This window comes from Streptomyces cyanogenus (assembly GCF_017526105.1).
Classification (GTDB): Bacteria; Actinomycetota; Actinomycetes; order Streptomycetales; family Streptomycetaceae; genus Streptomyces; species Streptomyces cyanogenus.
The window spans coordinates 1094045-1119963 of sequence record NZ_CP071839.1; the positions used below are offsets into that span (position 1 = coordinate 1094045).

The window sequence follows — 25919 nt, forward strand, 5'->3', positions numbered from 1 at the left end:
GTGTTCACGGTGGGCCCGGTGACGGCGTCGCTCGTCCGGCTGCTCACGATCTGACGCAGCCGGCTCTCATGGGGAAGGCTCGATTCCGCTGGCTGCGGCTCGGGCGGCGGCCGCGCGGTCGGGGACGTCGAGCTTGGCGAGGATGTGCTCGATGTGGGTCCCTACGGCGCGCGGCGTGACGTACAGCCGCTCGGCGATCTCCCAGTTGGAGGTCCTGCCAGGCCGCGTCGACCGTGTACGTACGGATCGCCTCGGCCCGGCCGATGCGCTGCTCGGGCCCGCTGACCCGGCAGGTGGCCTTCGACTCGCGCAGCACCATGGTGGCGACGCCCTGGCGCCCGTGCGGGTGGGTGACGGGGGCGTCCGGCCCGCTCGCGACCCGTACGCCGGCGTCGGTGGCGTCGCGGTAGGGCCATGCTTACGCGGGCCGTTCGGCGCCGACACGGTACGTGCTACCGCAGCACCTCCGCAGGGGCCCGGCGCTACTGCAGCCGTGTGGTTCGCACGCCCGCTACGGGCTGCCCCGACCGGCTGCCCACGGTTGGTCGGCGGAGCCGAGGCGTGCCTACGTTCGTCCCATGGGTATCGAAGGTGCGACCGAGTCGCGGAACTCGGCAGCGGTGGAGGACGTCGCGCATCTGTTGGTGCGGTGTCTGCGGGCCGAGGGCGTGGAGTACGTCTTCGGGATCCCCGGTGAGGAGAACATCCGGTTCGTCGACGCGCTCAACGGATCCGGGATCCGCTACGTCCTGGTGCGCCACGAGCAGGCTGCCTCGTTCATGGCGGAGATCTACGGGCGGCTCACCGGCCGGGCGGGAGTGTGTTCGGCCACCCTGGGGCCCGGTGCGATCAACCTGCTGCTCGGTACCGCGGACGCCATGACCAACAGCGCGCCGTTGGTGGCTCTGGCCGCCCAGGGGTCGCTTCGCCGTGTCCACAAGGAGTCGCACCAGGTCATCGACCTGGTGTCGATGTTCGCTCCCGTCACCCAGTGGTCGGCCCGCGTCGAGTGTCCGGACGCGGTGCCGGAGGTGACACGCAAGGCGTTCAAGATCGCACAGAGTGAACGCCCCGGCGCCGTGTTCCTGGCCGTGCCGGAGGACATCGAAGCCGATCGCCCCACGAAGCCGCTGGCCCCCCTGCAGATCGACACGGTACGGGCCGAAGCGCCCTCGCCCACCCAGATCGCACGGGCGAGGGAGGTCCTCACCACTGCCCGGCACCCCATCGTTCTGGCAGGCCACGGCGCCGCCAGAGCCGGCGCCTCAGACGCCCTTGCCCGCTTCGCCGAACGGCTGAACGTCCCGGTCGCAACCACCTTCCACGGCAAGGGTGTCTTCCCCGACGACCACCCGAACGCGCTCGGCGCGGTCGGCTTCATGCGCCACGACTACAGCAACTTCGGCTTCGACGCTGCCGACCTGCTGATCTGCGTGGGCTACGAGATCCAGGAGTTCGACCCCGCCAAAATCAATCCGGACGGCGACAAGCGCATCCTGCACGTGCACCGCTTCCCCGCCGAGGTCGACGCCCACTACCCCCGTCACCGTGGGCATCGAAGGCGACCTCTCCCAGAGCCTGGACGCACTCGCGGCAGCACTGCCCGAGGGACTCGCCTTCGACTCGGGCAGCAGCAAGAAGATCCGCGCACTGCTCGACGAGGAACTCCGGTATGGACGCGACAACGGCGCCTTCCCCCTGGTGCCGCAGCGTGTGGTGCACGACGTCCGCGCCGCCCTGGACCGCCAGGACATCGTGCTCGCTGACACCGGCGCGGGAAAGATGTGGATGTCCCGCCTCTTCCCGACGTACGCGCCGGACACCTGCCTGGTCTCCAACGGCTTGTCCACCATGGGCTTCGCGCTTCCGGGCGCCATCGCCGCCAAACTGGCAAAGCCGGACCGACGCGTGCTGGCGATGATGGGCGACGGCTCCTTCCTGATGAACTCCCAGGAGCTGGAGACCGCCGTCCGCGAGCGCGTCCCCCTGGTCGTGCTTGTCCTGGTGGACCAGGAATACGGCCTGATCACCTGGAAGATGGAACTCGAACTGGGCCGGCACAGCCACACCCGGTTCACCAACCCGGACCTGGTCGCGTACGCCGAGAGTTTCGGCGCCCGCGGCTACGCGATCGAGGCCGCCGACCAACTGCTGCCCGTGCTGCGCCGCACCCTGGAGGAGGACACGGTCTCTGTGATCGCCTGCCCTGTCGACTACACCGAGAACCTGCGCCTCACCGACAAACTGGGCAGCCTCAACGGCCCGTTCTGACGCCTGGCAGGCGTCACCGGCACCCTCACCCCCGGATCATCCCGACACGGCATGGTGGCCGCACGCGTGGGGAAGCAAGGACGTCGTCCGCCTTCGATGTCCAGCGCATTCGGTGGTGTGCCATCGTCCGCGGAATCGAGGTCGCCGTGGCCGAGACACGCACCCCCACCGAGCAGCACCCCATCCGTATGTTCCCGCGCGCTGCGACCGGACATCGCCGTGCTCGTCGTACGCCCCCGACGCGACGGCACAACTGCTCGACGACGGCGATCGGACTCCTCGCGGACGGCCTCGTCGCGGCGGGGGGAAGACCCGCAACAGATCACCGCGGCTGACGATGTCCAGGAGCCGGTCCGTCTCGTCCACCACCGGCAGCCGGAACAGTGCCTCACAGCTGGTTCAGTCAGCGACGCAGCCCCCCGTGTGCGGGGCGTTTGTGCCGCACCCGCTGCGGGTCGATGCTGGAGAGAGGGCGGGCGTGTGCCAGGCGACCGGGGCTCGCCGGAACGGACGTGAGGATGAAGACACCATCGAACGGGCCCGGGGCTGATGGCCTCGGTGACCCGTTGAGGGTCCCCCGGGCCGCCACCGTCATACTGGATCACAGCGGAGTGGTGACCGGCTGGAGTCCGGAGGCCGATCGGCTGCTCGGCTACCGGGCGCAGGAGATGCTCGGCCGTCCGGTCGACGCCGTGTCGGCGCGGGCCACTGCGAAGGACGGCGAAGCATGGCTCAGCCCTCCGTGCACCTCGCACCGCGTCCGCGAGGTCACTCTGCGTCACCGCTCCGGTCGTCTCATGCGCGTGGCCGCCGAGTGCCGCAGCCTTCCCGACACGGTCGCCGGCCCGGCCACCCTCCTGCTCCTGACGGATGCCGAGCTACTCGCGGAGTGGCAGCTGCAGCAGGCGATGCTGCACGGAATGGCAACGCAGTCTCCGGTCGGCCTGACGATCTACGGCACCGACCTGCGGGTTGCATGGGCGAACCATGCGGCCCGGCAGGAGCTGCCCGGGCCATTTGCGCAGTACCTGGGACGCAGCGAGGACGAGCTGTACCCGGGAAGCCAGGTGCTCTCCGCACAGCACCCGCCCTCGGTCACGCAGGTCATGCGCCGAGTGCTCGACACAGGGCAGACCGTCGTGGGCCTGCACTACCGAGGCTGTCCTCCGTCGGATCCCGGCCGTGAACACGTCTGGTCGCTCTCCTACTACCGGCTGCAGGACGAGGAGGGACGGCCGCTGGGGGTCTGCGAGGAATCCGTGGACGTCACCGACCTCCACCACGCCCAGCGGCGGCTGGTCCTGCTGAACGAGGCCAGTGCCGTGATCGGGAGCACGCTGGACCTCGAACGCACCGTGCAGGAACTGGCCGAGGTCCTGGTGCCACGGGTCGCCGACTTCACCGCCGTGGACCTGATGGGCGCGGTGCTGGCCGGCAGGGAGCCCGGCTCCGAGGGGGTCGGCAGGTCCGGCGGGCTGCGCCGGGTCGTCCACCGCTCGGTCCGGGAGGACCTGCCCGAAGCCGTCGTCGTACCGGGACACAGGGTCGACTACCCCGAAGGCTCACCGCAGTGGCAGTGCCTGGCGACCGGGTCGCCCGTACTGAACGCCGTCCTGGACCCGGCCAGCCCCTGGCTGCTTGACGACCCCCCACGCAGAGCGCGCCTGCACAAGCTGGGTATCCATTCCCACATGGTGGTTCCGCTGCGGGCCCGAGGAGTCACCATGGGCGTGGCCACCCTCATGCGCTGGCGCGATCCTCTTGCCTTCGCCTCCGAAGACCTGCTGCTCGTGGAAGAGCTGGCCGGACGCGCCGCCGTCTGTATCGACAACGCACGCCGGTTCCACCGCGAGCGCAGGTCCGCACTCACCCTGCAGCGAAGCCTGCTGCCCTCCAAACTGCCCACGCACGCGGCGGTGGAAGCGGCCTACCGGTACCTGCCCGCGGACACCGAGGCGGGCGTCGGCGGCGACTGGTTCGACGTGCTGCCCCTTTCCTGTGGCCGCGTGGGGCTGGTCGTCGGTGACGTCGTCGGCCACGGCATCCGCGCCGCAGCCACGATGGGACGCCTGCGTACCGCGGTGCACACCCTGGCCGAGCTGGATCTGGCGCCTGAGGAACTGCTCTCCCACCTCGACGAACTGGTCAGTCGCCTGGCCGAAGAGGCGGAGGAAGCACATCCGTCGGGAGTCGAGGGCGTGGTGGGCGCCACCTGCTTGTACGGTGTCTACGACCCCGTCACCCGCCGCGCCACCTTCGCCCGCGCGGGCCAGCCGCCACCGGCTCTGGCCCACCTGCGGCAGCCGGTGGAGTTTCTCGGCATACCGGCCGGACCGCCCCTGGGCATGGGCTGGCTGCCTTTCGAGTCGGCTGAAGTGGACATACCTCAGGGCTCCGTGCTGGCCCTCTACACCGATGGCCTGCTGACGGCTTCCGACGGTGACACGGACACCGGGCTGGAACGGCTCAGCTTCGCCCTGGCTCACCCCGACCGCCCGCTGGAGGACATCTGCGGCACCGTGGAGCGCGTCCTGCTGCCCGACCGCCCCCGCGACGACGTCGCCTTCCTCGTCGCCCGGCCCCAGCCGCTGCCCCCCGAGAACGTCGCCGTGTGGGACCTGGTCTTCCAGGCGGCGTCCGCGCGAAGGGCCCGGACACTGACCGGGGAGCGCCTTACCCAGTGGCAACTGGACGAACTGGCCTTCTCGGCGGAACTGATCGTCAGCGAGCTGGTCACCAACGCCGTCCGGCACGCCCGTGGTCCCATCGAGCTCCGCCTCATCCGGACCGAGAACCGACTCGTCTGCGCGGTGTCCGACCACAGCAGCACCTCCCCGCACCTGCGACGGGCCAAGGCCGGCGAGGAAGGAGGCCGCGGCCTGTTCCTGGTGGCCCAGTTCGCCCTGCGCTGGGGGACCCGCTACACCCCCGACGGCAAGATCATCTGGGCGGAGCTACCCCTCCCCTACCCGTGAGTAGCGAAGCCTGGTCCGCGGCCGCGGGCATGCGGCGCTTCGGAAAGCGGGACAGAGGATCCGCTTGCTCATCGCCACGAAGGGGGCTGCTGCAGAACCGACGTGCGCACCGTCACCCCCACCTCCGCAGGGTGTTGCGCAGCAGCCTGCGGGCCGACCGCAGTGGGGGGCGGCCCGCTGCGCGAGAGGTGACGCCGGGCCGGGCCAGTGGCAACTCGGGCATGGGATGGCTGCGTCCAGCGATCTCCAGTACGCACGTGGGGGCGCCCTCGGCGGTCTCCCGAACGTGGAGAGTGACGGCGAAGGGCTCCGGTGGGTCACCTGGCAGTTCGGCGGTGAGCGCGGTCACGGACGGGCGGTGTCGCGCTGGGGTCTGCCGGTATCCGACCACCTTTCCGTCCACGAGCAGCTCGGTCTCGCGTACGGCGTGGCGGGTCTGAACCGTCACCGAGTGACCTTCCACTTCAAGGTGGAAGCGGTGGGCGCGGGCCACGGCACACCTCCCGGTTCTCCTCGAAGGAGGCACGTACCTCCAGCGTAAGCGGCAGCGCGCTTCTTCACCGCGCCCGCGGGAATGGAGCAGGACCCACACGTACGACGACAGGTCCGGACGCCCGGCGCACTTGCCCGAATCACGACCCGCACCAGCACCAACGCGCTGCAGGGTGTACGGCCCCGCTCCTGCTGTCCGGGCACATGTGAGGAAGGGCGGGATCAATGTGAGACTGGGCGAGGAAGGGGTGGTCCCCGTGCCGGATTCGCCACACGTTCCCGCCGATCCCGGTCCCGACCCCGCCGTCGACGAGAGTCGGCTCGAACAATTGATCTCCCAGGCCCAGACAGCCCTGCCGGTGGAACTGCCCGCACTGGCCAACCAGTGCGCCTCGGCTCTCGGCCTGGGCACCGCGCAGATCTACCTCGCCGACCTGCAACAGTGGCTGCTCATTCCACTCGACGAAGCCTTGGAACCGCTGTCCGTGGACCACTCGTCGGCAGGCTGGGCGTACCGCACGGTCGCCCCGCGGGTGGTCGATGCCGATGACGGCCTGATCGTCTGGATGCCTCTCGTCGACGGAGCGGAGCGGCTGGGCGTGCTGGCGGTGCGCACCGCCTCGCTCGACGGGCCGCTGATGCGCCGCAGCCGGATGCTGGCCCACCTGTTCGCCATGCTGATCACCTCCAAACGCGCCTACAGCGACTGGCTCGCCGCCCGCACACGCACCGCACCCATGCGGCTGCCCGCCGAGATGCTGCGGGCCTTCCTGCCGCCACGCACCATCGGCAGCAGAAGGTGCGTCTCGACCGCGGTCCTGGAACCGGCGTACGACATCGCCGGCGACGCCTTCGACCACTCGGTGGTCAAGAACGTGCTGCACACCATGATCCTCGACGGCATGGGTCACGATCTGACCGCCGGCCTGACCACCTCGGTCGCCATGGCCGCGGCCCGCAACACCCGCCGCGGCGGCGGTGACCTGATCGACGTCGTCGGCTCCGTCGACCAGGCGCTCGCCCAGTGGCTGCCCGACCACTTCTGCACCGGTGTCCTGTGCCGGCTCGACGCCGAGACCGGGGTACTGCGCTGGGTCAACTGCGGGCACCCCGCACCGCTGCTGATCCGTGACGATCGGGTGCTCGCCGGAGCGCTGGACAGCCCCCCGCAACCGCCGATCGGCCTGGCCGGCCCACTCTTCCCGGTAGCCCGGCAGGTCCACGAGACGAAGCTGGAACCGTGTGACTGTGTCCTGCTCTACTCCGACGGTGTAGTGGAAGCGCGCGACGAGAACGGTGCGGAGTTCGGGCTGGACCGGTTCACCGACTTCATCATCCGCTCCAACGCCGCCGGCCAGCGCCCGGCCGAGGTACTGCGGCTGCTCATCCATGCCATCCTCGACTACCAGCGCAACCATCTGCGGGACGACGCGACCATCCTGCTCTTCGAATGGTGCCCGCCGAATCCGTGACACAGGATGCGCCGGGCGTGGCGCGCCAGGTGCGCAGACCTGTGCCTGCCACAAGGCCTCGTCGGGATCGGCTCCGTCCGCTGGTACGGCAACTCGTTCGGCCGGGGCTGGAGGCTGCGGTTTCGGTCTCGTTGCCGCCCTGGCCCGCCGGGACGTCACATCGCCGGGAACGGGTCCCCGGGAAAGGGATCTCACTCTATAGCGTGAGATCCCGTCAGCGACGTGCAGATCCCGCGCACGACCCCCGTAACTTCCCTTCATCGGCAGTTCTTCGAATGGGAGCTGCCGTACCTGCCGAGACTGCCGCTGAGCGAGGAGACGGACGCAATGCGCGCTGGTGAGAAAGAAGGTGGACGTGTGAGGCATCCCCGTGCGGTTGCCCGGCCGACGGTCCGCGGGCGGTTCGCCGCGGCATCGGGTCTGCTGGCCCTGCTGGCGAGCGTGTCCGTCGCGGGAGCCGCGGCGCCCGCGCAGGCCACGACCTACTGCGGGACGCACGAGGTCGTGGGGGAGATCGAGCAGCGGTACCTCAAGATGGGCGGGCCCGGCGGGGCACTCGGGTGCCCGCTCACCGACGAGTTGGCCAACCCCGACGGGTTCGGCCGGCGCACGCAGTTCGAGCACGGAACGATCTACTGGTCCGCGCGCAGTGGTGCCTGGCCGGTATGGGGGGCCATCGGCGACTACTGGTGCAACCAGGGGTGCGAGGCGGGATGGGCGGGCTACCCCACCGGTTACGAGTACAGGGTGGGTGACGAGACCCGCCAGAACTTCCAGTGCACGGTGATCCACTTCCAGGCCCTCGCCGGAGGTGCGACGAAAACCTGGTCGGACCCCGACACCTGCGTCTGACACGGCAGTACGTCGCACGCGTCCGGCGTAGCCTCACCAGAACACCGGATCCACGCTGGGCGTCGTGCTGTTCGGGCAGGTGCCGACGCCCGGCAGCCGTCCCTTCGGCGAGACTCTCGCCGCCATGCGCTACGCGTACTACACCGACTTCTACAAGGACTCCTACAACCTGGACGAGAACCTCGGCACCCGGATCAGCGAGGAGGCCGTGCGCAACAGCTGGAACGTCGCGGCGGGCGGCGGCTTCTTCGCCGCGGCGGCCGCGCCGTCCACCTGGTACACCGACTTCCGCTCCGACATCCCGGCCACCGACGTCCCGGCCCTGATCCGGCACGGGACCGGCGACCGGATCCTGCCCGTCGAGGGCACCGCACGGCCGTTCCACGAGGCCCTGCCGTCCGCCGACTACGTCGAGATCGAAGGCGCCCTGCACGGCCTGCTCCAGACCGACGCGGACGGGGTCAACACCGCGCCCCTCGCCTTCCTGGCGAAGTGACCCCGGCCTTAGTGCCCGGAGGGGGGCGGGCCGGTCCGTCGGTCGGCGCGGTGACGGGGAGCGAGTGCCTCGGCCGCGCCGGCTGCCGTGCCGGAGACGGCGGCGAGGGGGCGCCCGGCCCGCGGGCGACAGGCACCTGCGGCGGGCGGCGGGCGGCGGGCGATCCCCTCCCGGGTGGCCGCGGAGCGGGTACGACCGGTGCCGGTGTCGCCGCCCGAGAGGGCGCGGCGGCTGCGGCTCACCTGCGGGAGACAGCCGGTCACGAAACGGAACGCCTTCTTCCCATGAGACCCAGGGCAGCAGTGCCGCTCGGCCGTGCGACTGCGCGATCCACGGACGGCATCAGCTGTTTCTCGAGGCGGGCCGCTCCGGGGATTCGACGGGCTGGTGGTTCAGTCGGCGCATGTCGGCCCGTTACTCGTACCGGTACTTCAGCGAATCCGCCTCCGCCTGCTCGATGTCAGCGAGCGTCAGCTCCGGCATCCGCAGCTGTGCCAGCGTCACCTCGGCCGAGGTCGGCTGGGCGTCCGCCGGCAGCCACTGCTCCGGCTTCCACGCCCCGCTGCGCAGGAGCGACTTGGGGCAGTGCGGGTAGACCTCCTCGATCCCCAGCACCAGCGCACTGGCCGGAGGTTTACCCACGGCGGTCAGCTGCGACAGCAGCTCCGGGCGGGTGGAGACGCAGGCCCGGCCGTTCACCCTGAGCGTCGTGGTGCGCCCTGGGATGACGAACAGCAGCCCGGCTCGTCCGGTGGCGATGACGTTCTGCAGGGTGTCCAGACGCTTGTTTCCGGTTGCGTCCGGTATCGCCACGGTCCGTGCGTCCAGGACGGCGACGAACCCGGCGGGGCCGCCGCGCGGGGAAACGTCACAGTTGCCCTCGGCGTCCGCGCTGGCGACCAGGACCAGCGAAGAGCAGCCGATCAACCGCCGGGTCTGCTCGGTGAGTTCGGTCATCTGCTTGCGTATGGCCGTGTCCTTGGGCAGTTCGTAGACTTGGCGCAACGCGTCCTGATCGGCTACGGCGTCGAGGCGGAGCGAGTCGAAGGCACTGCTGGCAAGGGATGTCGTCATGCCACCGACCCTAACGGGCCGACCCGCGACTGATCTTCGCTGTGGTCTGCGGCCACCGCACGATCTTCAGGAGTCCACACAACCCCCGGTGATCACGCGGTGGCCGTACCCAGGCGGCAGACGCGTCCTTGTGCCGCAGACCGGCTCGCCGACGCGACGCCCTCGAACACGGCGCGCCGACGGATGTGTTCACCTGCCGCCGATGGCGCGCAGGACCTCCATCCTGGCAGCGCGCCGGGCCGGCCAGATGGCCGCGACCACTCCGACGAACGCCCCGCCCAGCAGGTACGCGCCGATCTGACCGAAGGGCACGGTCAGCACCTCCACGCCATCGCCGGCCATGGCCCGCTGCAGCGCAAGGCCGCAGACGACCCCGACGCCCAGTCCGAGCACCGTGCCGAAGACCGAGATCACGACCGACTCGTACCGGATCATGCGCCGCAACTGCCTTCGCTGCATGCCGACCGCGCGCAGCAGGCCGATCTCCCGGGTGCGCTCGATGACCGAGAGGGCAAGGGTGTTGACGATGCCGAGCATCGCGATGACCACCGACAGGGCGAGCAGGATCAGGATCAGTGGCAGGAGCATGGTGGCGTTGCCCGCTGCCTGCTTCTTGAGCTCGCCTCGGTCCTGGACACGGAGGTTGGGCCAGTCAGCCAGTGCGGTTTCGAGGGAGTGCCGGTCCTGGGCGGAGTCCGCGCCGTGCGCGGTGATGACGTCGATCCGGTCGATCAGGTCACTCTGCTGGTGCGCCCGGTAACCGGTGGCGCTCAGGATGAGCTTCGGGACGGTCGCCGTGAGACTCTTGACGTCGGTGTAGATGCCCGCGATCCGGAACCGCGCCGTGTCGCCGTCCTCGTACTGGCCCGGCACCGTGCTGCCCACGTGCCAGCCCTTGTCCTTCGCGGTGCTGCGATCGACGAGCAGTTCGTCGGTGCCCAGGGTGGCCGAACCGTCCTCCGTCCTCAGCCGGTACAGCTGGGCCAGCGCCTGCGGATCGGCGGCCGTGACGCTCTGCGTCTCCCCTCCGAGCCGGACGCGTGCCGTGCGGGACTCGACGACCTTCCGCACCCCGGAGGCCCTGGCGACGGCGTCGCCCACGTCGCGGCCGAAGGGCATCGACCCCTGGGAGGTGATCTCGTAGTCCGCCCGGACGCCGGCGTCGAGGCTTGCCGTCACCGAGGAGACTGTCGATGCGGCGATGACGGACACCAACCCGACGAGGGCCAGGCCGATCATGAGCGCCGACGCCGTGGCGGCGGTACGTCGCGGATTGGTTTGGGCATTGCGCCGGCTCAACCGGCCGACGACTCCTCCGAACCTCGCCAGTGGCCAGCCCAGTGCCGTCGTCAGCGGTCTGTTCACGGCAGGCATGAGCAGGGTGACCCCGAGCATGATGCCGATCGCGCCGCCGCCGGCGAGGAAGAGCGCGGTCCTGCCGTCGACAAGGAGCCCGCCCACCTCCATGGCCGCCCCGAGCAGCGCCGCCGCCGCACCGCCTGCGGTGCGGGTGCGCAGCGACCGGTCGCCCGCGCCGAAGTCCTCACGCATTGCCGCCACGGGAGGGGTGGTCGCGGCACGGTGCGCCGGCAGGTACGAGGCGCAGACGGTGCCGGCGATGCCCACGGCGTAGGAGGCCAGCACAGCTGACGCGGGAACGCTCAGGGGTGCTTCGGGCAGGTGCAGCCCGAACAGCCTGAACAGCAGGCGCAAGCCCACGGCCAGCGCGCATCCCAGACCGATGCCGAGCGTTGCGCCGAAGAACCCCACGCCGGCTGCCTCGCCCAGCACGGAGCGCTTGACCTGGCTGCGCGAGGCGCCGACGGCCCGCAGCAGCGCCAGGTCGCGGGTGCGTTGGGCGACGAGCATGGAGAAGGTGTTGAAGATGATGAAGGAGCCCACGAAGACCGCGACGACGGCGAAGGCAAGCAGGAAGGAGCGGAGGACGGTGATGAGGTCCTTGGCCTGGTTCACTTGTTCGTCGATGGCCTTCCGGCCGGTGATCACCTCGATGCCGGACGGCATCGCTTTCGCGATGGCGTCGCGCACCTGCTGCTGCGAAACGCCGTCGCGCGCGTGCACGGCGATCTCGTCGTAGCTGCCGGGCCGCTCGGACAGCAGCCGCTGTGCGGTCCCGGGGGCGAACGCCGCGTAGGACGTGTCGCCGATCGGAGGGGTGGATCCGAAGTCGAACGTTCCCACGAGCGTGAACGTCTCGATCGGATGCCGGGTTGCGACCTTGACCCGGTCGCCAACATGGAAGCCGGCCTTTTTCGCGGTGCCGGCATCCGTCACGACCTCCGTCGCTCCGGTGGGCGCGCGACCGGCTGTGAGGTGCATGATCGAGAAGTCGGGGTCGTCGGTCCAGTCCTGGCCTACCTGGGTGGACCCGAGCAGCTTCCCGTCGTGCAGTACGGCGGCGTATCCGAGGATCGAGCCGTGCGCCTTCGCTACCCCCTCGACCCCGTTGACCGTCGTGAGGAGGGAGGCAGGCAGCGGTTTGGTGCCGCTCTGGTCGAGGCTTTGGGCAGAGTCCGCGTCCAAGGCCCGCTTCGGCCGGACCACGGCGTCGGTCCCCTTGCCCGATTGCGAGAACAGGTCGGTGACGGCGGTGTTGATCGTGGCTGTGAAGATCAGCGTCCCGGCCACGATGGACGCCCCGAGAGTGACGGCCAGCACGGTGAGGGCGAGGCGCAGCCGGTTCGCACCCAAGTTGCGCAGAGCGATTCTCAGCAGCATCAGGCGGCCGCCTCACGCGGTGTGAAGCCCTGCATGCGGTCGAGGACCCGCTCCACCGTGGGTTCGGTCATCTTGCCGACCGTGCGTCCGTCGGCGAGGAACAGGACCTCGTCCGCATAGGCGGCGGCTCGTGGGTCGTGCGTGACCATCACGATGGTCTGACCCATATCCGTCACGAAGTCCCGCAGGAATGCCAGGACTTGAGTGCCCGAGCGGGAGTCGAGGTTACCAGTGGGCTCGTCGGCGAAGATGATCTCGGGTTTGCCGGCCAGCGCCCGAGCGCACGCCACACGCTGCTGCTGGCCGCCGGAGAGTTCGGCGGGCCGGTGCTTGAGCCGATCGCCCAGTCCGACCACGTCGACAACGGAGTCCAGCCATTCCTTGTCCGGTTCGCGGCCTGCGATGTCGAGGGGCAGGGTGATGTTCTCCAGGGCATTCAGCGTGGGAAGGAGGTTGAAGGACTGGAAGACGAACCCCACCTTGTCCCGGCGGAGTTGGGTCAGGTGTTTGTCGTCGAGCTCGCTGATCTCGACGTCACCGATGCACACGCTCCCGGAGGTGCACGAGTCCAGGCCAGCCATGCAGTGCATCAGTGTCGACTTCCCGGAGCCGGAGGGCCCCATGACCGCGACGAAGCGGCCGCGCGTGATGCTGACCGAGACGTCCTTCAGTGCGTCGACCGCGGAATCCCCTGAACCATAGGTCTTGAAGAGGGCGGCGGTGCGTGCGGCGACTTCGTCCGACGCACGCTCGGAGCCGCTCCCTTCGCGCATGGTGTCCGTCACGTCTGGCCTCGTTTCCGTGTCTGTGAAAAGCGCTCGGAACGATTCCAGTGGGATCCACGTGCAGAGGACAGTCTCCAAGGTAGGCGGCCGCCACATACGAAAGTAGGTACCGTGATGCGACGCAGCGGACTTCCGTAGGAAGTTGACACGATGTCGGTTGCCGGCCGCTGACTCCAGCGTCGTGCGCTCGTAGAGTGACCGCGTGAAACGCCATGTGGCTCTGCCGGAACGCGGCGTCGTCTTCGACGCATTGGCGGCGATAGGCGCCTTCGCCCTGAGTCTCGTCCTGACCGAGGGCTCCTCCTCCCTCCTGCAGCCGGTCGGCGGTGCGACGACGACCGTGCTGACACTCGGCGCTCTGTCGCTCCTCCTGCGCCGGCGCGCGCCCGTCGCCGTCGCCTGGGCTGCGGCGGGCATGACGGCGGCGCTGCTGTGCCTGGAGTACGTATGCCCCGGAACCGTGATCCGGCCGGACGCCGACGTCTACCGTGTGCCGCTGTGGCAGCCCACGGCACCGTTCGCCGCGTACGCCGTCATGGCCTACGCCCGGCAGCGGCTGGCCAGTTGGGCTCCGGTGGTGGCGCTCCTCGCCCTGGTCCTGCTGACGCTCCCGGCCCTGCGGCACGTGCATGCCAGCGCGACCACGCCGGAAGCCGCGGAGGCTCGTTCCATGGGCCAGTCGGCCTCCGCGGGCCTGGCGTTCCGCAGTGCGGTCTTCATCGTCGGGGGCACACTCCTGGGCATGTACGTCTCCGCACGGCGCCGCGAGCTGCGCAGTCTGACCGAGCGCGCCGAGCGGGCGCGCGCCGAGGAGCGGGCCCGGCTGGCCGCGGAGATGCACGACGTGGTGAGCCACCGGGTCAGCCTCATGGTCGTGCAGGCAAGCGCGCTGTGGGTCACCGCGTCCGATGAGGCCACCCGGGCCGCAGCCGAGCGACTGCGTGCGGACGGCTGTCAGGCTCTTGAGGAACTGCGTGACGTGGTCGGCCTGCTGCGCCGGACGGTGAACACTCCGGAGGAGGACCGGGAGGGGGACGAGGACTCCTTGAGTCCGGCCGTTCCCGATCTGCTGCCGCTGGTCGAGGAGTCGGAGTCGGTGGGGGTGCCCGTTGAGCTGATCGCCGAGGGAGACCCCGCGCTCGCCTCGCCGGTGGTCAGCCGCACCGTCTACCGCATCGTCCAGGAAGCCCTCACCAACGTCCGCAAGCACGCGCCAGGCGCCCGAGTCCGGGTGCTGGTGCGCTGCCGCAACGACGGCATACGTCTGGTCGTCAGCAACACGGCACCGACACGGGCCGTCGACGCCCGGCTGTCGGCGGCCGGATCGGGAACGGGACTTCTCGGACTGACCCACCGAGTCGAGCTGATCCGCGGGACCCTGGAGGCGGGACCGCAGGACGACGGCGGTTTCTGCGTCCGGGCGGTGCTCCCGGCGTACGTTGCCACAGCCGACAGCTTGGAGCCCTTGGAATGAGCGGTGAGCCGATCCGGGTACTGCTGGTCGACGACGAACCCATGGTCTGCGCGCATCTGCGCACGATCCTCGGCTCGGCGGACGATCTGGAGGTTGTCGATCAGGCCCACGACGGAGCGGCCGCGGTCGAGTCGGTGGTGCGGTTCCGACCCGACGTGGTCCTCATGGACCTGCGGATGCCCGGCGTCGACGGACTGTCCGCGATCGAGCGGATCAGTACGTTCCGCGAACCGCCGGTGATCGTCGTGCTCACCACGTTCGACGCGGACCACCATGTGATGCGCGCCTTGCGTGCCGGTGCGGCCGGATTCCTGCTGAAATCCACTCCTCCCGAGGACCTGATCAACCTTGTGCGGGTCGCGGCCGACGGGCACACGGTGCTGTCACCGGCCGCCACGCGCAGGCTGGTGGCCGGCGTGTCCGGCCGGCATGCCACGCGGGAGCGCGGCCAGGGCCTGCTGAGCGAACTCACCAAGCGTGAGCGGGAAGTTCTGTCGTGCCTGAGCAAGGGCATGTCGAACGCCCAGATCGCCAAGGCACTGCACCTCACCGAGCCCACGGTGAAGGGCTATGTATCCCGCCTACTGGTGAAGCTGGACTGTGACAACCGCACCCAGGCTGGACTGCTCGGGTACGAGGCGGGGCTCGCGTCCGGCTGACTCATTCAGGCGGCGGGCCGGAGGGGCCCACCAGTCCTCGGGTCAGGACGGCCGCGGCCGGGTGCCCCTGCCCCGGAAGCGGTTGATCGCGCCCAGGTGCTTCTCACGCAGAGCGGGGTCGGTCACGCCCAGACCCTCCTCGGGGGCCAGGCACAGCACACCGACCTTGCCCTGGTGGAAGTTGCGGTGCACCTCGTAGGCGGCCTGGCCGGTGTCCTCCAGGGAGTACACCTGAGACAGCGTGGGGTGGATCCGGCCCTTCGCGATGAGCCGGTTGGCCTCCCACGCCTCACGGTAGTTGGCGAAGTGGGAACCGACGATCCGCTTGAGCGACATCCACAGGTAGCGGTTGTCGTACTCGTGCCGGTAGCCCGACGTCGAGGCACAGGTGACGATCGTGCCGCCCTTCCTCGTCACGAACACCGATGCGCCGAAGGTCTCGCGTCCCGGGTGCTCGAAGACGATGTCCACGTCCTCGCCGCCGGTCAGCTCCCGGATGCGCTTGCCGAAGCGCTTCCACTCCCTTGGGTCCTGGGTCTGCTCGTCCTTCCAGAACCGGTAGTCCTCGGCACTGCGGTCGATGATCGCCTCGGCGCCCATGGAACGGCAGATGTCCGCCTTCTCCGGTGAGGAGACGACGCAGACCGGGTTGGCGCCGCCGGCGAGCGCGTACTGCGTTGCGTACGAACCGAGGCCACCGCTCGCGCCCCAGATCAGGATGTTGTCCCCCTGCTTCATCTGGGCACCGTTGCGGGACACCAGCTGCCGGTAGGCCGTCGAGTTGACCAGGCCCGAGGCCGCGGCCTCCTCCCAGCTCAGGTGCTGCGGTTTGGGCATCAGCTGGTTCGACTTGACCAGTGCGAGCTGTGCCAGACCACCGAAGTTGGTCTCGAAGCCCCAGATGCGCTGCTCGGGGTCGAGCATCGTGTCGTCGTGGCCGTCGGGAGCCTCCAGCTCCACCGACAGACAGTGCGCGACCACCCGGTCCCCCGGCTTCCAGTTGTTCACTCCTATGCCGGTGCGCAGCACGACGCCCGCGAGGTCGGAGCCGATGATGTGGTAAGGGAGATCGTGGCGTTTGGCCAGCTCGCTGACCCGACCGTAGCGGTCCAGGAACCCGAAGGTCGACAGCGGCTCGAAGATCGAGCTCCATACGGTGTTGTAGTTGACCGAGGAGGCCATGACGGCCACCAGGGCCTCGCCCGGGCCCAGCTCGGGCACCGGGACGTCCTCCACGTGCAGCGACTTGCGAGAGTCCCGCTCAGGGCCCGGTATCCCGGCGAAAATGTCGGCCTCGTCCCGGTGCACGGTGACCGCGCGGTACGAACCGGGCAACGGCAAGGACGCGAAGTCTGCGGCGGTGACGGCACCGCCGCCTGGTGCGGTCGACGCCTCGATCGCATCGAGGATGTGCTTCACAGTGGCCTCCAGCCGGTCGGACTGACGGTCCACTCAAACCCGCGGCAAGCACCGCCGTGCCCGTCATGGGCGCCGTGTGGGGGCCGGCGCCACGGAACAGGGGCCTGGATAGGGGGCCCGGAGGGCAACGGAAGGGCCGGCAAAGCCTTCTCCACGCCGGGCGGTTCGCAGAAGGCGCCACGCGTACGGCCTTCCGCGCAGGGCGACCACCGGCCACCGGCGGCGACTTCAGCGGGCGCGCTCCCAACGGTCGTCTCCGGCCCGGAACGTGATGTGGGAGGCCGGGGTGCGCGCCACCACGGGCCGGCCGGTTCCGGCCATGTCGCCGTCCGTGGCGGCGACACCCAAAAGGCCCGGGACCCGAATTCCAGCCCCACCGGTCGACGGATCAACGATTCTTTTGGCGTAATCCCTGTACAATTTTTGCCTCCACTTTGCGGCAAGCTGCGACTTCGGCGCACTTCGGCTGGAGCCCACCGGTGCGGAGGATTCTTGCCGACCGGGGAGGGCTCTTTCCAGTCCGATGGCGACGCACTGACCTTTCAGGGGTTCCGGGCAATGGACGCGTGCCGACGATCCGGCAGGTGATCCACGGCGACCGGCAGCGCCGCCGGGCGGGGGATGCGCGGAAACACGCCATCCAGTGGGTCTTTTCCATCCGGCGATGAAGGTTCCGCAGCCAGACCACCCACCCCTACCCCCGGGGAGGTGACCCCTGCATCCGGATAATAGCCGCAACACGAATATAGGGGCACTGATCCCCCTCGTTCCCCGAACACGTTGATCAAAGCACTGTGCCGTCGGAGTCTCCGGCGTATGGTTGTGCTATTCATCACGGGGGTGGAGAATGACGCTGCACGGGTCCAAATCACCGTTCGGCTCAACCAAGTTGAACGAGTCGGCTGCCGCCGCATACCGGCACGCGGTTGTCCAGGGACGATTCGACCGGACGCAGGTGGCGGCGGCCCTGGGAATCACCGAGTCCGCGGCGGCCGACATCGAAGAGACGCTTCTGTCGGTCCATCTGCTGCGGCGCAACCCGAGTTCCGCCGACACACCCACGCCAGTCAGTCCGGACGTCGCGGCGGTCAGCCTGGTGGGACCGGCGGAGGCCGAGATCCGAGACCTCCAGCAGCAGGTCGCCCAGGCACGCAGTGGCCTGCTGGCGCTGTTGCCGGACTACTTCGAGAGCCGGCGCCGACGGCGCGGGACCGAGGCCTTCGACGTGATCCACGATCGCCGGGACCTGCAGGCCGTTCTCGACGACCACGGCGCCCGCTGCCGCAGCGAACTGCTCACCGCGCAGCCCGGCGGGAGCCGACGTGCGGGCGCCCTGGAGGAGGCCCAGCCGCTCGCGATCGAGCGGCTACGCAGAGGCGTCCGGCTCAAGCACCTCTACCAGCACACGGTCCGCAGCGATCCGGCCACCACGGACTACGTACGCGCCGTGACGGCCGCGGGCGCCACCGTGCGGACCACCGACGAACTCATCGACCGCATGATCATCTACGATCGGGAGGTGGTCTTCCTCCCCGAACAACAGCTGGAGGACGGACCGCCCGGGGCGGTCGTCATACGGGAACCGGCCCTGGTCGCCTTCCTCTGCCGTGTCTACGACCACATATGGAGCGGCGCGATGCCGTTCGTGCCCGACGCGCAGGAGGACCCGAACATCACCGACGAGCTCAAACGCGCGGTCGTCCGTCTGATGGCCCAGGGTCACAAGGACGAGGTGGTGGCGCGCAGGCTCGGCATGTCGTTGCGCACCTGCCGGCGCCACATCGCCCAGATCATGGAGGAGCTGGACTCCAGCAGTCGTTTCCAGGCCGGGGTGAACGTCATGCTCCACGGGCTGCTGGACGCCCCTTCCGCGGGAACGTCCGGGGCCGACGGCTCCGGTGCCACCTCGGGGTTCCCCTGGGACCAGCCCGGGTCCGCGACGTCCGGCACGGCGCATCGCCGCGTTGCCGGATCGCCCGGGTACGTTGGGTACGCGGCTGACGATCCGGCCTGATCTCCTCGACGGACTTCTAGGGCGCGGCCGGGCGGACCCGTTCCAGGGCGAGCCCGGCCACGATCCACTTGCTGGGCTCGACGACGAGGGCGACCGCCCGGTCGCCCTCCTCCGCCTCGGCCGCCAGCCGGTCCAGCTGCAGCAGTGGCAGCGCGCTGGCCGCATTGCCCGTTTCCGCGACGCACGAGATCTCGTGCGGGCCTTCCATGCCGAGGCCCGCGGCGAACCGCTCCGCCGTCCTGCCGGAGAGCTGCGGAGGCAGCAGGTAGCGGATCTCGGCCCACTGCCAGTCCACGCCGGCCAGCACCGCGTCCAGCACGTCTACGGCCAGCGCGGGGACGCATGCCCCCACGGCCTCGTGGTCCTCGTAGAGCATCCGCCGCCCCGGTCCGGCCTGCCCCGCTCCGTTCCAGTCCACGATCCGCCCGGGCGCGCGGCCCAGTCCCTCGAAGCGGTGCACCAGCCCCGACACGGCGAGGCAGGCCCCGACGGGATCGGCCGTGATCGCGGCGGCGCCCGCCGCGTCACCCAGCAGCAGGCAGCCGGCACTGTCGTCTCCCGGCAGTGCGGCCGGCCTCCTGCTGATGTCCAGGAAGCGGTCGGTGACCTCACCGCCCACCACCAGGCCGGTGCGGCGCCCGGCGGCTATCAGCGCACCGGCCATCTCCAGTGCCTGAACGGCGCCCGAACAACCAGCCTGCAACTGATAGACGGGCAACCCCTTCAGACCGAGCCGGTCGGCCGCCACCGTGGCGGTGGTCGGCAGCAGCGTGTCCGGGGTCGAGGTGCTGAGGATCAGGAAGTCCAGGTCCGAGGGGCTGAGCCCGGCGGCGTTCAGCGCCGCGTCCGCCGCCTCCTCGCACAGGTCGGCCAGCGAATGGGTGAGGTCGCCGGTGGCCGGGTCCCAGCACAGGTGCCGGCAGCGGATCCCGCTGAACAGCTCCATCCACTGCGGACTGACGCCGAGCACCTCCGCCATCTCGTCGTTGGACACCGGGCTACCGGGCAGCGCCGCGCCCGTCCCGGCGATGAAGAAGGGCGGGTTCGTCATGTCTCGGCTCCTTGTGCGTCCGCACACTGATCGGGTCGGCCGGGCGCATCCGTGCCGCATGCATCTGCTGAACCGCCCCATCCTTCCGCGGAGCCCTTGAGTACGGCTTGTCCCGAGCCGCGCACCGCCGGCGCCGCGGACCGGACCCCTCGACGCAGACTACGGCGCTACCGCCGGGCGGCGTCCTCCATGAGCTCGAACTGCAGCTCCATCGGCAGATCCTGGCGCCGGGTGATGCTGAGCTTGCGGTACACCCGGGTGAGGTGCTGTTCCACCGTGCTCACCGTGATGTACAGCCGCACCGCGATCTCCCGGTTGGTGTAGCCGTACCCGGCGAGCGCGGCCACACGGCGTTCCGACTCGCTCAGCTGCTCCGTGCGCGCCGCGGCGGGTTCCGGGCGCTGCGGCGGCGGGGGCTGCTCCTCCTGCCGCGTCCGTCCCTGCTGGCTGGGCGACACCTGCTCGCACAGCGGCAGGGCACCACAGTCCTGCGCCAGCTGCCGCGCCCGCCGGGTGACGATCCCGGCCCGGCTCTCCTCCCCCGACCGCCGCAGCGCCCGGCCCAGCTCGGCCAGGGCGCGGGCGAGTTCGACGCGGTCGCCGGAGCGGCGCAGCTCGTCCACCGCGGAGGTGAGCAACCTGGGTCGCTGGCGGGACTCGGCGATGGCCGCGCGCAGCCGCAGCGACACACCGCGCACGCGGGGGCTGCGCGCGTCGGGCAGGCCGAGTTGCTCCACCACGAGCCGCTCGGCCCTGCGGTGCTCGCCCAGTTGCAGCAGCGCCTCGGCGGCGTCGGTGCGCCAGGCCAGTTGCCGGGGCCGGTCCAGGCCCCAGCGCTGGGCGAGCCGCCCCACGTCCAGGAACTCCCCGAGCGCGGCCCGGTAGCGATGCGTGGCGAGGTAGTACAGGCCACGCGCCCGCAGGAAGTCGAGCGCGTAAACGCTGTTGAACAACTCGTCGGGAACGGGGCACTGCAGGCGCCGCGTGACCTCCTCGTAGCGGCCCATCGCGGTGAGGGCGGTGACCTGGACGGCGATCGGGCCGAACAGGAAGAGGCCGCCCCGGTCGGTGACCGCATCGGCCGCGGCCGCCGCCTCCTGCTCGGCACCGGCAAGGTCACCGAGCCTCAGCAGCCCCTCGGCCTGCACCAGGCCGAAGGCCGACCACCAGGCCGGAGCGCTGTGCTGCTGCACGTCGGCCTTCAGGCGCTTGGCCCAGTGCACCGCCCGGTCGGGGCGGTCGAGGTGGATCAGGGTGCGGACCGCCTGAACGATCGGTTCGAACGTGGTCTGGGCCAACGGGGTGCCTCTGAGCAGTCGCTCGACGACCCGCTCCTCGCCCTCCGCGCCCGGGTGGGTCCACAGCGCGGCTCCGGCCCGCAGGGCGGTGGCCGCCCGGGCGGTCGCGTCGCGGCCCTCGTCCGGGTCCGCGGCCGCCGGGCCGAGCGCCGGGGGCAGTGCGAACAGCTCCCGCAGCGGGTCCTCACGCGGCCCCGCTTGTCGGCCCGCGATATGGCCGAGTGCTTCCGCGGCCTCCTCGACCCTCCCCTGTGAGACGAGCAGCCTGGCCAGCCGCGCCGTCATGGCGGGCCCGAGCGCACCACGGCGCAGTGCGGCGAGTGGGGCCCGCAGATGGTGCTCGGCAGCGCCGGGGAACGTCCGCCAAGTGGCGGCGGCCTGACGGAGTCCCACCTCCCATTCGTTCTGCTCGTCGGCGCACAAAACGCGGGCCAGGGACAGGCACTCGGCGGCGTGCGTGCTGTCGTCGGAGACGATCAGGGCCTGCTGGGCGGCCTCGCACAGCACCCTGACCGGCCAGTCGCCCGCCATCAGGTCGGCGGGCTGCTCGGCCTCGGACGCGGCGAGCAGCAGGTGGCGGGCGACGAGGTCGGCGCGTGCACCGTTCTCGTGCAGGACCTGGGCGGCGCGGGCGTGCAGTTCGGCACGCTCGGGGCCAGGGGTCGCGTCGAGTATGGCGGCGGCCAGCGCCGGGTGGGACAGCCGGCCGTCCCGGGTGAGGCCGGACCGGTCGAGGACGCCCATCGCCCGCGCGGCGGCCGAGGTGGTGGTGCGGGCCACCCGGGCGGCCGTGTCGGTGTCCGCCTCGCCCTCGAAGACCGCCAGGACGGCGGCCATACGACGGGCCTGCGCACCGCTGCGGTTCAGACAGGTGAGCGCGGACTGGGTGAAGGGGCCTCCGTGTTCCGGTTCGGGGGCGCTCGGCTCCGTGAGCAGGGCGCGCAGCAGCAGCGGGTTGCCCCCGGTGACGGAGTGCAGGCGAGCGACCGTGTTCCCGTCGGCCGGGCTCCCGGTCCGCTCCAGCACCGCGGCGGTGCCGGCCTTGGTCAGCGGGCCGATGACCAGGCGCATGTAGCCGGGGTGGCGCAGCAACTCGGTGCGTGCCTGGGCACGTTCGGCGCAGTCCGGCGGCGCGTCGGCGAGCACGAGCAGCAGGGGGGTGTCCCGCATGGTCCGTGCGGCGTGCAGCAGCTGGGCGAGCGATGGCGTATCGACGTATCTCAGGTCGTCCACGCACACCACGAGCGGTGCGTGCTGCGCCGCCGTGCGCAGCGCGGCGCTGAACTCCACGGCGGTGAAGGGGGCTTCCTCGTCGTCCGGGCGGACGGAGCGCTGCTGCGGCATCCGGTCGGCCAGCGGTGTCGGTGCGGGCGGCACCCGCCCGGGCGCCGCGGCGGCGGACGACGGCGCGGGGCGCGGCCCGTGGGCGAGGGGAACGAGGGCGGCCTGGGCCGGGCGGCCCCCGGTCGCGTACAGCGGTCCCGACGGCACCTCGGACGCCAGTTGCCGCACCACCCCGTGCGACGTGGCGAGGGACGAGGGACAGCCGGCGGCGCGCAGCACCTGGGCCCCGCGCAGCGCGGCCTCGTGGGCGAAGCGGCTCAGCAGCTCCGTCTTGCCGCAGCCGACCGATCCCTCGACCAGGACCACGCCTGTCGCCCCCCTCTGACAGGCCTCGAGTGCCGCCTCCAGCTTCCTCCATTGCACATCTCTTTGCAGAAATGACAAAGCAGTTCCCCCTTGTGTCGCTTCCGTGGCGATGCTCTTAAGATGCCGCCCACCATCGCGAACCGCTCGGTAACCCGTTGGCCACAAGCTGCCGGACAGCAACTGCGTTGTTCCTTGCTGTCGTTGAAACCTGGGCACGAGCGACCGCCGGCGATCCCGTCCGGGCAGGTCGCGCGGGTGGCCCGGGGGCGGGAGCACGGGTTCCGGTAGGGGCGGCTAGGGGGCGGTCAAGGGTTACCCAAGTGGTCCGTGCCCAGCACGATGGCGAGCAGCCTCGCCCGTTCCCGTCCCCCGCACGGTCAGGAGCCAGCCATCAACGGCATAGGAATACTGGGTACCGGTTCGTACCTCCCCGCCGAGACCGTGCCGAACCGCGTGGTGGCGGAGTGGGCCGGCGTCACCGAGGAATGGATCCTGCGCAAGACGGGGATCCGCGAGCGCCGGTACGCGGCCCGCCACGAGGCCACGTCGGACCTGGCGGCACAGGCCGCCGAGGCCGCGCTGCGGGCGGCCGGTGTATCGGCCGCCGACCTGTCCTGGGTGGTGCTGGCGACCTCCACCCCCGACCATCCCCAGCCGGCCACCGCCTGCCTGGTGCAGGACCGGATCGGCGCCGTGAGCGCCGCCGCGTTCGACATAAACTCCGTGTGCAGCGGCTTCGTCTTCGCTCTGGTCGCCGCGGCCCGGCTGCTGGCGGAGCCGGACGGCGGGGCGCCCGGCCACGCCCTCGTGATCGGTGCCGACGTCTACTCGCGGATCATCGACCGGACTGACCGGCGCACCGCCGTGCTCTTCGGCGACGGCGCCGGTGCCGCGGTCCTCGGGCCGGTGCGCGCGGACCGCGGCATGCTGGGGTCGCACCTGGTCAGCCGTGGCGCACAGCACGGCCTGATCCACGTGGAGGCCGGTGGGAGCCGGCTGCCCGCATCCGAGAAGACGGTCGTCTCCGGACAGCACCACTTCCGGATGGACGGCCGGGCCGTGCGCGACCTGGTCGCCCGCGAACTGCCGGAGAGCGTCCGCGAACTGCTGGCACGCAGCGGCATCACCCCCGACCAGGTCGACCACTTCATACCGCACCAGGCCAACGGCGTACTGCTCGGCGAGATCCTGCCGACGCTCGGACTCCGCCGCGCCCGCGTCCATCTGCACGTGGCCGATCACGGCAACACCAGCGCCGGATCGATCCCGCTGGCCCTCGACACGGCTCACCGCTCGGGCGCCTTGGGGGACGGCGACCTCGTCGTCCTGTCCGGCTTCGGCGGCGGTATGTCCATCGGCTCCGTCGCGCTGCGCTGGGACGCCTCCGCGGCTGCATCCTCTGGGAAGGACACGGCATGACCACAGCAGACTCCGCCTCCAACGCGCCCGCCGACCGGGCGGGACTCCCGTTCCGGAGAACCGCGGTGATCGGCCTGGGCACGGTCGGCTCCGGGCTGGTCCGCGCGCTGGCCGCGGCCGGGGCACACGTGACGGCCGTGGAGGCGGACGCCACGCGGCTGGCCGACGCCCGCACCCGCATCGCGGGCGGGCCGTCGGCCCCGGACCGGATCACCTTCACCACCGGCACCGCGCTGCCGGCCGACACCGAACTCGTCGTGGAGGCCGTGCCCGAGCGGCTTGCGCTCAAGGCCGCCGTGCTGCGCACGGCCGCCGAACGCTGCGGCCTTGACACGGTGTTCGCCACGACGACGAGTCTGTCGGTGGCCGCCGTCGGAACCGCCGCCGGACTGCTGACGCGGACCGTCGGCCTGCATCCGGTCGGCCACGGGCCCGACGGCGGCGCCATCGAGGTGATCCCCGCGCACGCCACCGAGGCCGCCGTCGTACGCGACGCCGAGCGGCTGGTCGCCGCCCTGGACCGGACCGCGGTGCGGGCGGTCGACCGCCCGGGCTTCCTCTCGGGCGGGCTGCTGATGGCCTACCTGAACGGCGCACTCGCCCTGTACGAGCGGCGGTACGCCTCCAGGGACGACATCGACGGAGCCATGCGGCTGGGCTGCGGGCTCCCCCTCGGGCCGCTGGCCCACCTCGACCGGATCGGCCTCGACTCCGCCCTGGACACCCTGCGGGGGCTGTACGACCTGACGGGCGAGCGGCGGTTCCTGCCGTCACCGGTGCTCGGCCACATGGTCGCCGCCGGGCTGCTCGGCATGAAGTCCGGGCGCGGCTTCTACCGCTATCCGCCGGGACCCACGGCCGACGCCCCCGCGGCCGGTCCCGTCACCGCGCCCCGCCCGGTGGCCACGGTCGGGGTGGTCGGCTCCGGGACGATGGCCACGGGCATCGCCGAGGTGTTCGCTCGGTCCGGGCTGCCCACGACGCTGGTCGCCCGCACCGAAGTGCGGGCCAAGGGGGCGCTGGACCGGGTGGCGGGCTCACTGGACCGCGCCGTGCGGCGCGGCAAGGTCTCGTCCGACGACGCGCGGGCCGCGCAGGAGCGGCTGCGGGGCTGCGCCCACATCGAGTCGGTGGCCGGGTGCGACCTGGTGGTTGAGGCCGTCGCTGAGGAACTGCCCGTCAAACGGGAGGTGTTCGGACGGCTGGACGCGGTGTGCCGGCCGGGTGCCGTGCTCGCCACGACCACGTCGAGCCTGCCCATCGTGGAGTGCGCCACCGCCACGGCACGTCCCGAGGACGTCCTCGGCCTGCACTTCTTCAACCCGGCGCCGGTGATGCGCCTGGTGGAGGTGGTCGGCACGGTGCTGACGGCTCCGGACGCGTCGGCCACCGCCCGCGCGGTCTGCGGCCGGATCGGGAAGCACCCGGTGGAGGTCGAGGACCGTCCCGGTTTCCTCGTCAACGCGCTGCTCTTCCCGTACCTCAACGACGCCGTACGGCTGCTGGAGGAGCACCGGGCCCCGGCCGGCGACCTGGATGCCGTGATGACGGTGGGCTGCGGGTACCCCATGGGGCCGCTGGCGCTGCTCGACACCATCGGCCTGGACGTGTCGCTGCACATCCAGCGCGGGTTGCACCGGGCCTCTCACGAGCCCTCGCTGACCCCCGCCCGGCCTCTGGAGGATCTCGTGGCCGCCGGGCACCTGGGGCGCAAGAGCGGGCACGGGTTCCACCGCTACCGGTAGCTCTGAGGCCGCGCGGGCCGCCGTAGACCGAGCC

The 25919-nt window shown here is 70.9% G+C and carries 16 protein-coding genes and 4 pseudogenes; 10 read left to right on the plus strand and 10 right to left on the minus strand.

Going from position 1 to position 25919, the window contains the following annotated elements:
- Positions 1–66: 66 nt before the first annotated feature.
- Positions 67–198, minus strand: a complete 132-nt coding sequence (locus S1361_RS39830; protein ID WP_279577651.1) for a LuxR C-terminal-related transcriptional regulator — start codon at positions 196–198, stop codon at positions 67–69.
- Between the two features lie 76 nt (positions 199–274).
- Positions 275–352, minus strand: a pseudogene (locus tag S1361_RS40030) (amidohydrolase family protein); the annotation flags it as partial.
- Positions 353–578: 226 nt separating this feature from the next.
- On the opposite strand from S1361_RS40030, the pseudogene S1361_RS04870 reads away from it, so the two are divergent.
- Positions 579–2271: pseudogene (locus tag S1361_RS04870) on the plus strand (acetolactate synthase large subunit).
- Positions 2272–2537: 266 nt separating this feature from the next.
- Here the strand turns inward: S1361_RS04870 and S1361_RS38970 are convergent.
- Positions 2538–2649 (minus strand): annotated as a pseudogene (locus S1361_RS38970) (CBS domain-containing protein); the annotation flags it as partial.
- 140 nt (positions 2650–2789) lie between these two features.
- Between S1361_RS38970 and S1361_RS04875 the strand changes: the two are divergent.
- Positions 2790–5246: a SpoIIE family protein phosphatase gene (locus S1361_RS04875; RefSeq protein WP_279577602.1), complete on the plus strand. Its 2457-nt coding sequence runs from the start codon at positions 2790–2792 to the stop codon at positions 5244–5246.
- 112 nt (positions 5247–5358) lie between these two features.
- Here S1361_RS04875 and S1361_RS04880 read toward each other — a convergent pair whose 3' ends face one another.
- Entirely contained in the window at positions 5359–5694 is a 336-nt protein-coding gene (locus S1361_RS04880; RefSeq protein WP_208030609.1) for a hypothetical protein, read from the minus strand.
- Between the two features lie 301 nt (positions 5695–5995).
- On the opposite strand from S1361_RS04880, the gene S1361_RS04885 reads away from it, so the two are divergent.
- The 3 genes and pseudogenes from S1361_RS04885 to S1361_RS04895 form a co-directional block, all read left to right on the plus strand.
- Entirely contained in the window at positions 5996–7210 is a 1215-nt protein-coding gene (locus S1361_RS04885; protein WP_425086587.1) for a PP2C family protein-serine/threonine phosphatase, read from the plus strand.
- 357 nt (positions 7211–7567) lie between these two features.
- Positions 7568–8062, plus strand: a complete 495-nt coding sequence (locus S1361_RS04890; RefSeq protein ID WP_208030611.1) for an LGFP repeat-containing protein — start codon at positions 7568–7570, stop codon at positions 8060–8062.
- Positions 8063–8183: 121 nt separating this feature from the next.
- Positions 8184–8558: pseudogene (locus S1361_RS04895) on the plus strand (alpha/beta fold hydrolase); the annotation flags it as partial.
- Positions 8559–8972: 414 nt separating this feature from the next.
- Here the strand turns inward: S1361_RS04895 and S1361_RS04900 are convergent.
- From S1361_RS04900 to S1361_RS04910, 3 genes are all read right to left on the minus strand, one after another.
- Positions 8973–9632, minus strand: coding sequence for an MSMEG_1061 family FMN-dependent PPOX-type flavoprotein (locus S1361_RS04900; protein ID WP_208030612.1), 660 nt, complete (start codon positions 9630–9632; stop codon positions 8973–8975).
- Positions 9633–9821: 189 nt separating this feature from the next.
- Complete coding sequence (locus S1361_RS04905; protein WP_208030613.1) at positions 9822–12371, minus strand: ABC transporter permease; 2550 nt, start codon at positions 12369–12371, stop codon at positions 9822–9824.
- Positions 12371–13144 (minus strand): ABC transporter ATP-binding protein, encoded by a 774-nt coding sequence (locus S1361_RS04910; protein WP_208036463.1) that lies wholly within the window; start codon positions 13142–13144, stop codon positions 12371–12373. Before S1361_RS04910 ends, S1361_RS04905 begins: the two co-directional genes overlap by 1 nt.
- 214 nt (positions 13145–13358) lie before the next feature.
- On the opposite strand from S1361_RS04910, the gene S1361_RS04915 reads away from it, so the two are divergent.
- Complete coding sequence (locus tag S1361_RS04915; protein WP_243769084.1) at positions 13359–14630, plus strand: sensor histidine kinase; 1272 nt, start codon at positions 13359–13361, stop codon at positions 14628–14630.
- On the plus strand, positions 14627–15289 hold the full coding sequence (locus tag S1361_RS04920) for a response regulator (protein ID WP_208030614.1): 663 nt from the start codon (positions 14627–14629) through the stop codon (positions 15287–15289). Before S1361_RS04915 ends, S1361_RS04920 begins: the two co-directional genes overlap by 4 nt.
- 42 nt (positions 15290–15331) lie before the next feature.
- Here S1361_RS04920 and ccrA read toward each other — a convergent pair whose 3' ends face one another.
- Positions 15332–16708: a crotonyl-CoA carboxylase/reductase gene (gene ccrA, locus S1361_RS04925; protein ID WP_208030615.1), complete on the minus strand. Its 1377-nt coding sequence runs from the start codon at positions 16706–16708 to the stop codon at positions 15332–15334.
- Positions 16709–17597: 889 nt separating this feature from the next.
- Here ccrA and S1361_RS04930 point away from each other — a divergent pair.
- Positions 17598–18722 carry a helix-turn-helix transcriptional regulator gene (locus S1361_RS04930; RefSeq protein WP_208030616.1) on the plus strand — a complete coding sequence of 375 codons (1125 nt, stop codon included), beginning with the start codon at positions 17598–17600 and terminating at the stop codon, positions 18720–18722.
- A gap of 16 nt (positions 18723–18738) precedes the next feature.
- On the opposite strand, the gene S1361_RS04935 is transcribed toward S1361_RS04930, so the two are convergent.
- Both S1361_RS04935 and S1361_RS04940 read right to left on the minus strand, forming a co-directional pair.
- The gene (locus tag S1361_RS04935) at positions 18739–19773 is read right to left on the minus strand and encodes a 3-oxoacyl-ACP synthase III family protein (RefSeq protein ID WP_208030617.1); all 1035 of its coding nucleotides are present in this window, start codon (positions 19771–19773) and stop codon (positions 18739–18741) included.
- Positions 19774–19940: 167 nt separating this feature from the next.
- The gene (locus tag S1361_RS04940; protein ID WP_341829284.1) at positions 19941–22997 is read right to left on the minus strand and encodes an AAA family ATPase; all 3057 of its coding nucleotides are present in this window, start codon (positions 22995–22997) and stop codon (positions 19941–19943) included.
- A gap of 63 nt (positions 22998–23060) precedes the next feature.
- Between S1361_RS04940 and S1361_RS04945 the strand changes: the two genes are divergently transcribed.
- Both S1361_RS04945 and S1361_RS04950 read left to right on the plus strand, forming a co-directional pair.
- Entirely contained in the window at positions 23061–24140 is a 1080-nt protein-coding gene (locus S1361_RS04945) for a 3-oxoacyl-ACP synthase III family protein (protein ID WP_208036466.1), read from the plus strand.
- Positions 24137–25885, plus strand: a complete 1749-nt coding sequence (locus tag S1361_RS04950; RefSeq protein ID WP_208030619.1) for a 3-hydroxyacyl-CoA dehydrogenase family protein — start codon at positions 24137–24139, stop codon at positions 25883–25885. The genes S1361_RS04945 and S1361_RS04950 overlap by 4 nt, the downstream gene beginning before the upstream one ends.
- The last annotated feature ends 34 nt before the right edge of the window (positions 25886–25919 follow it).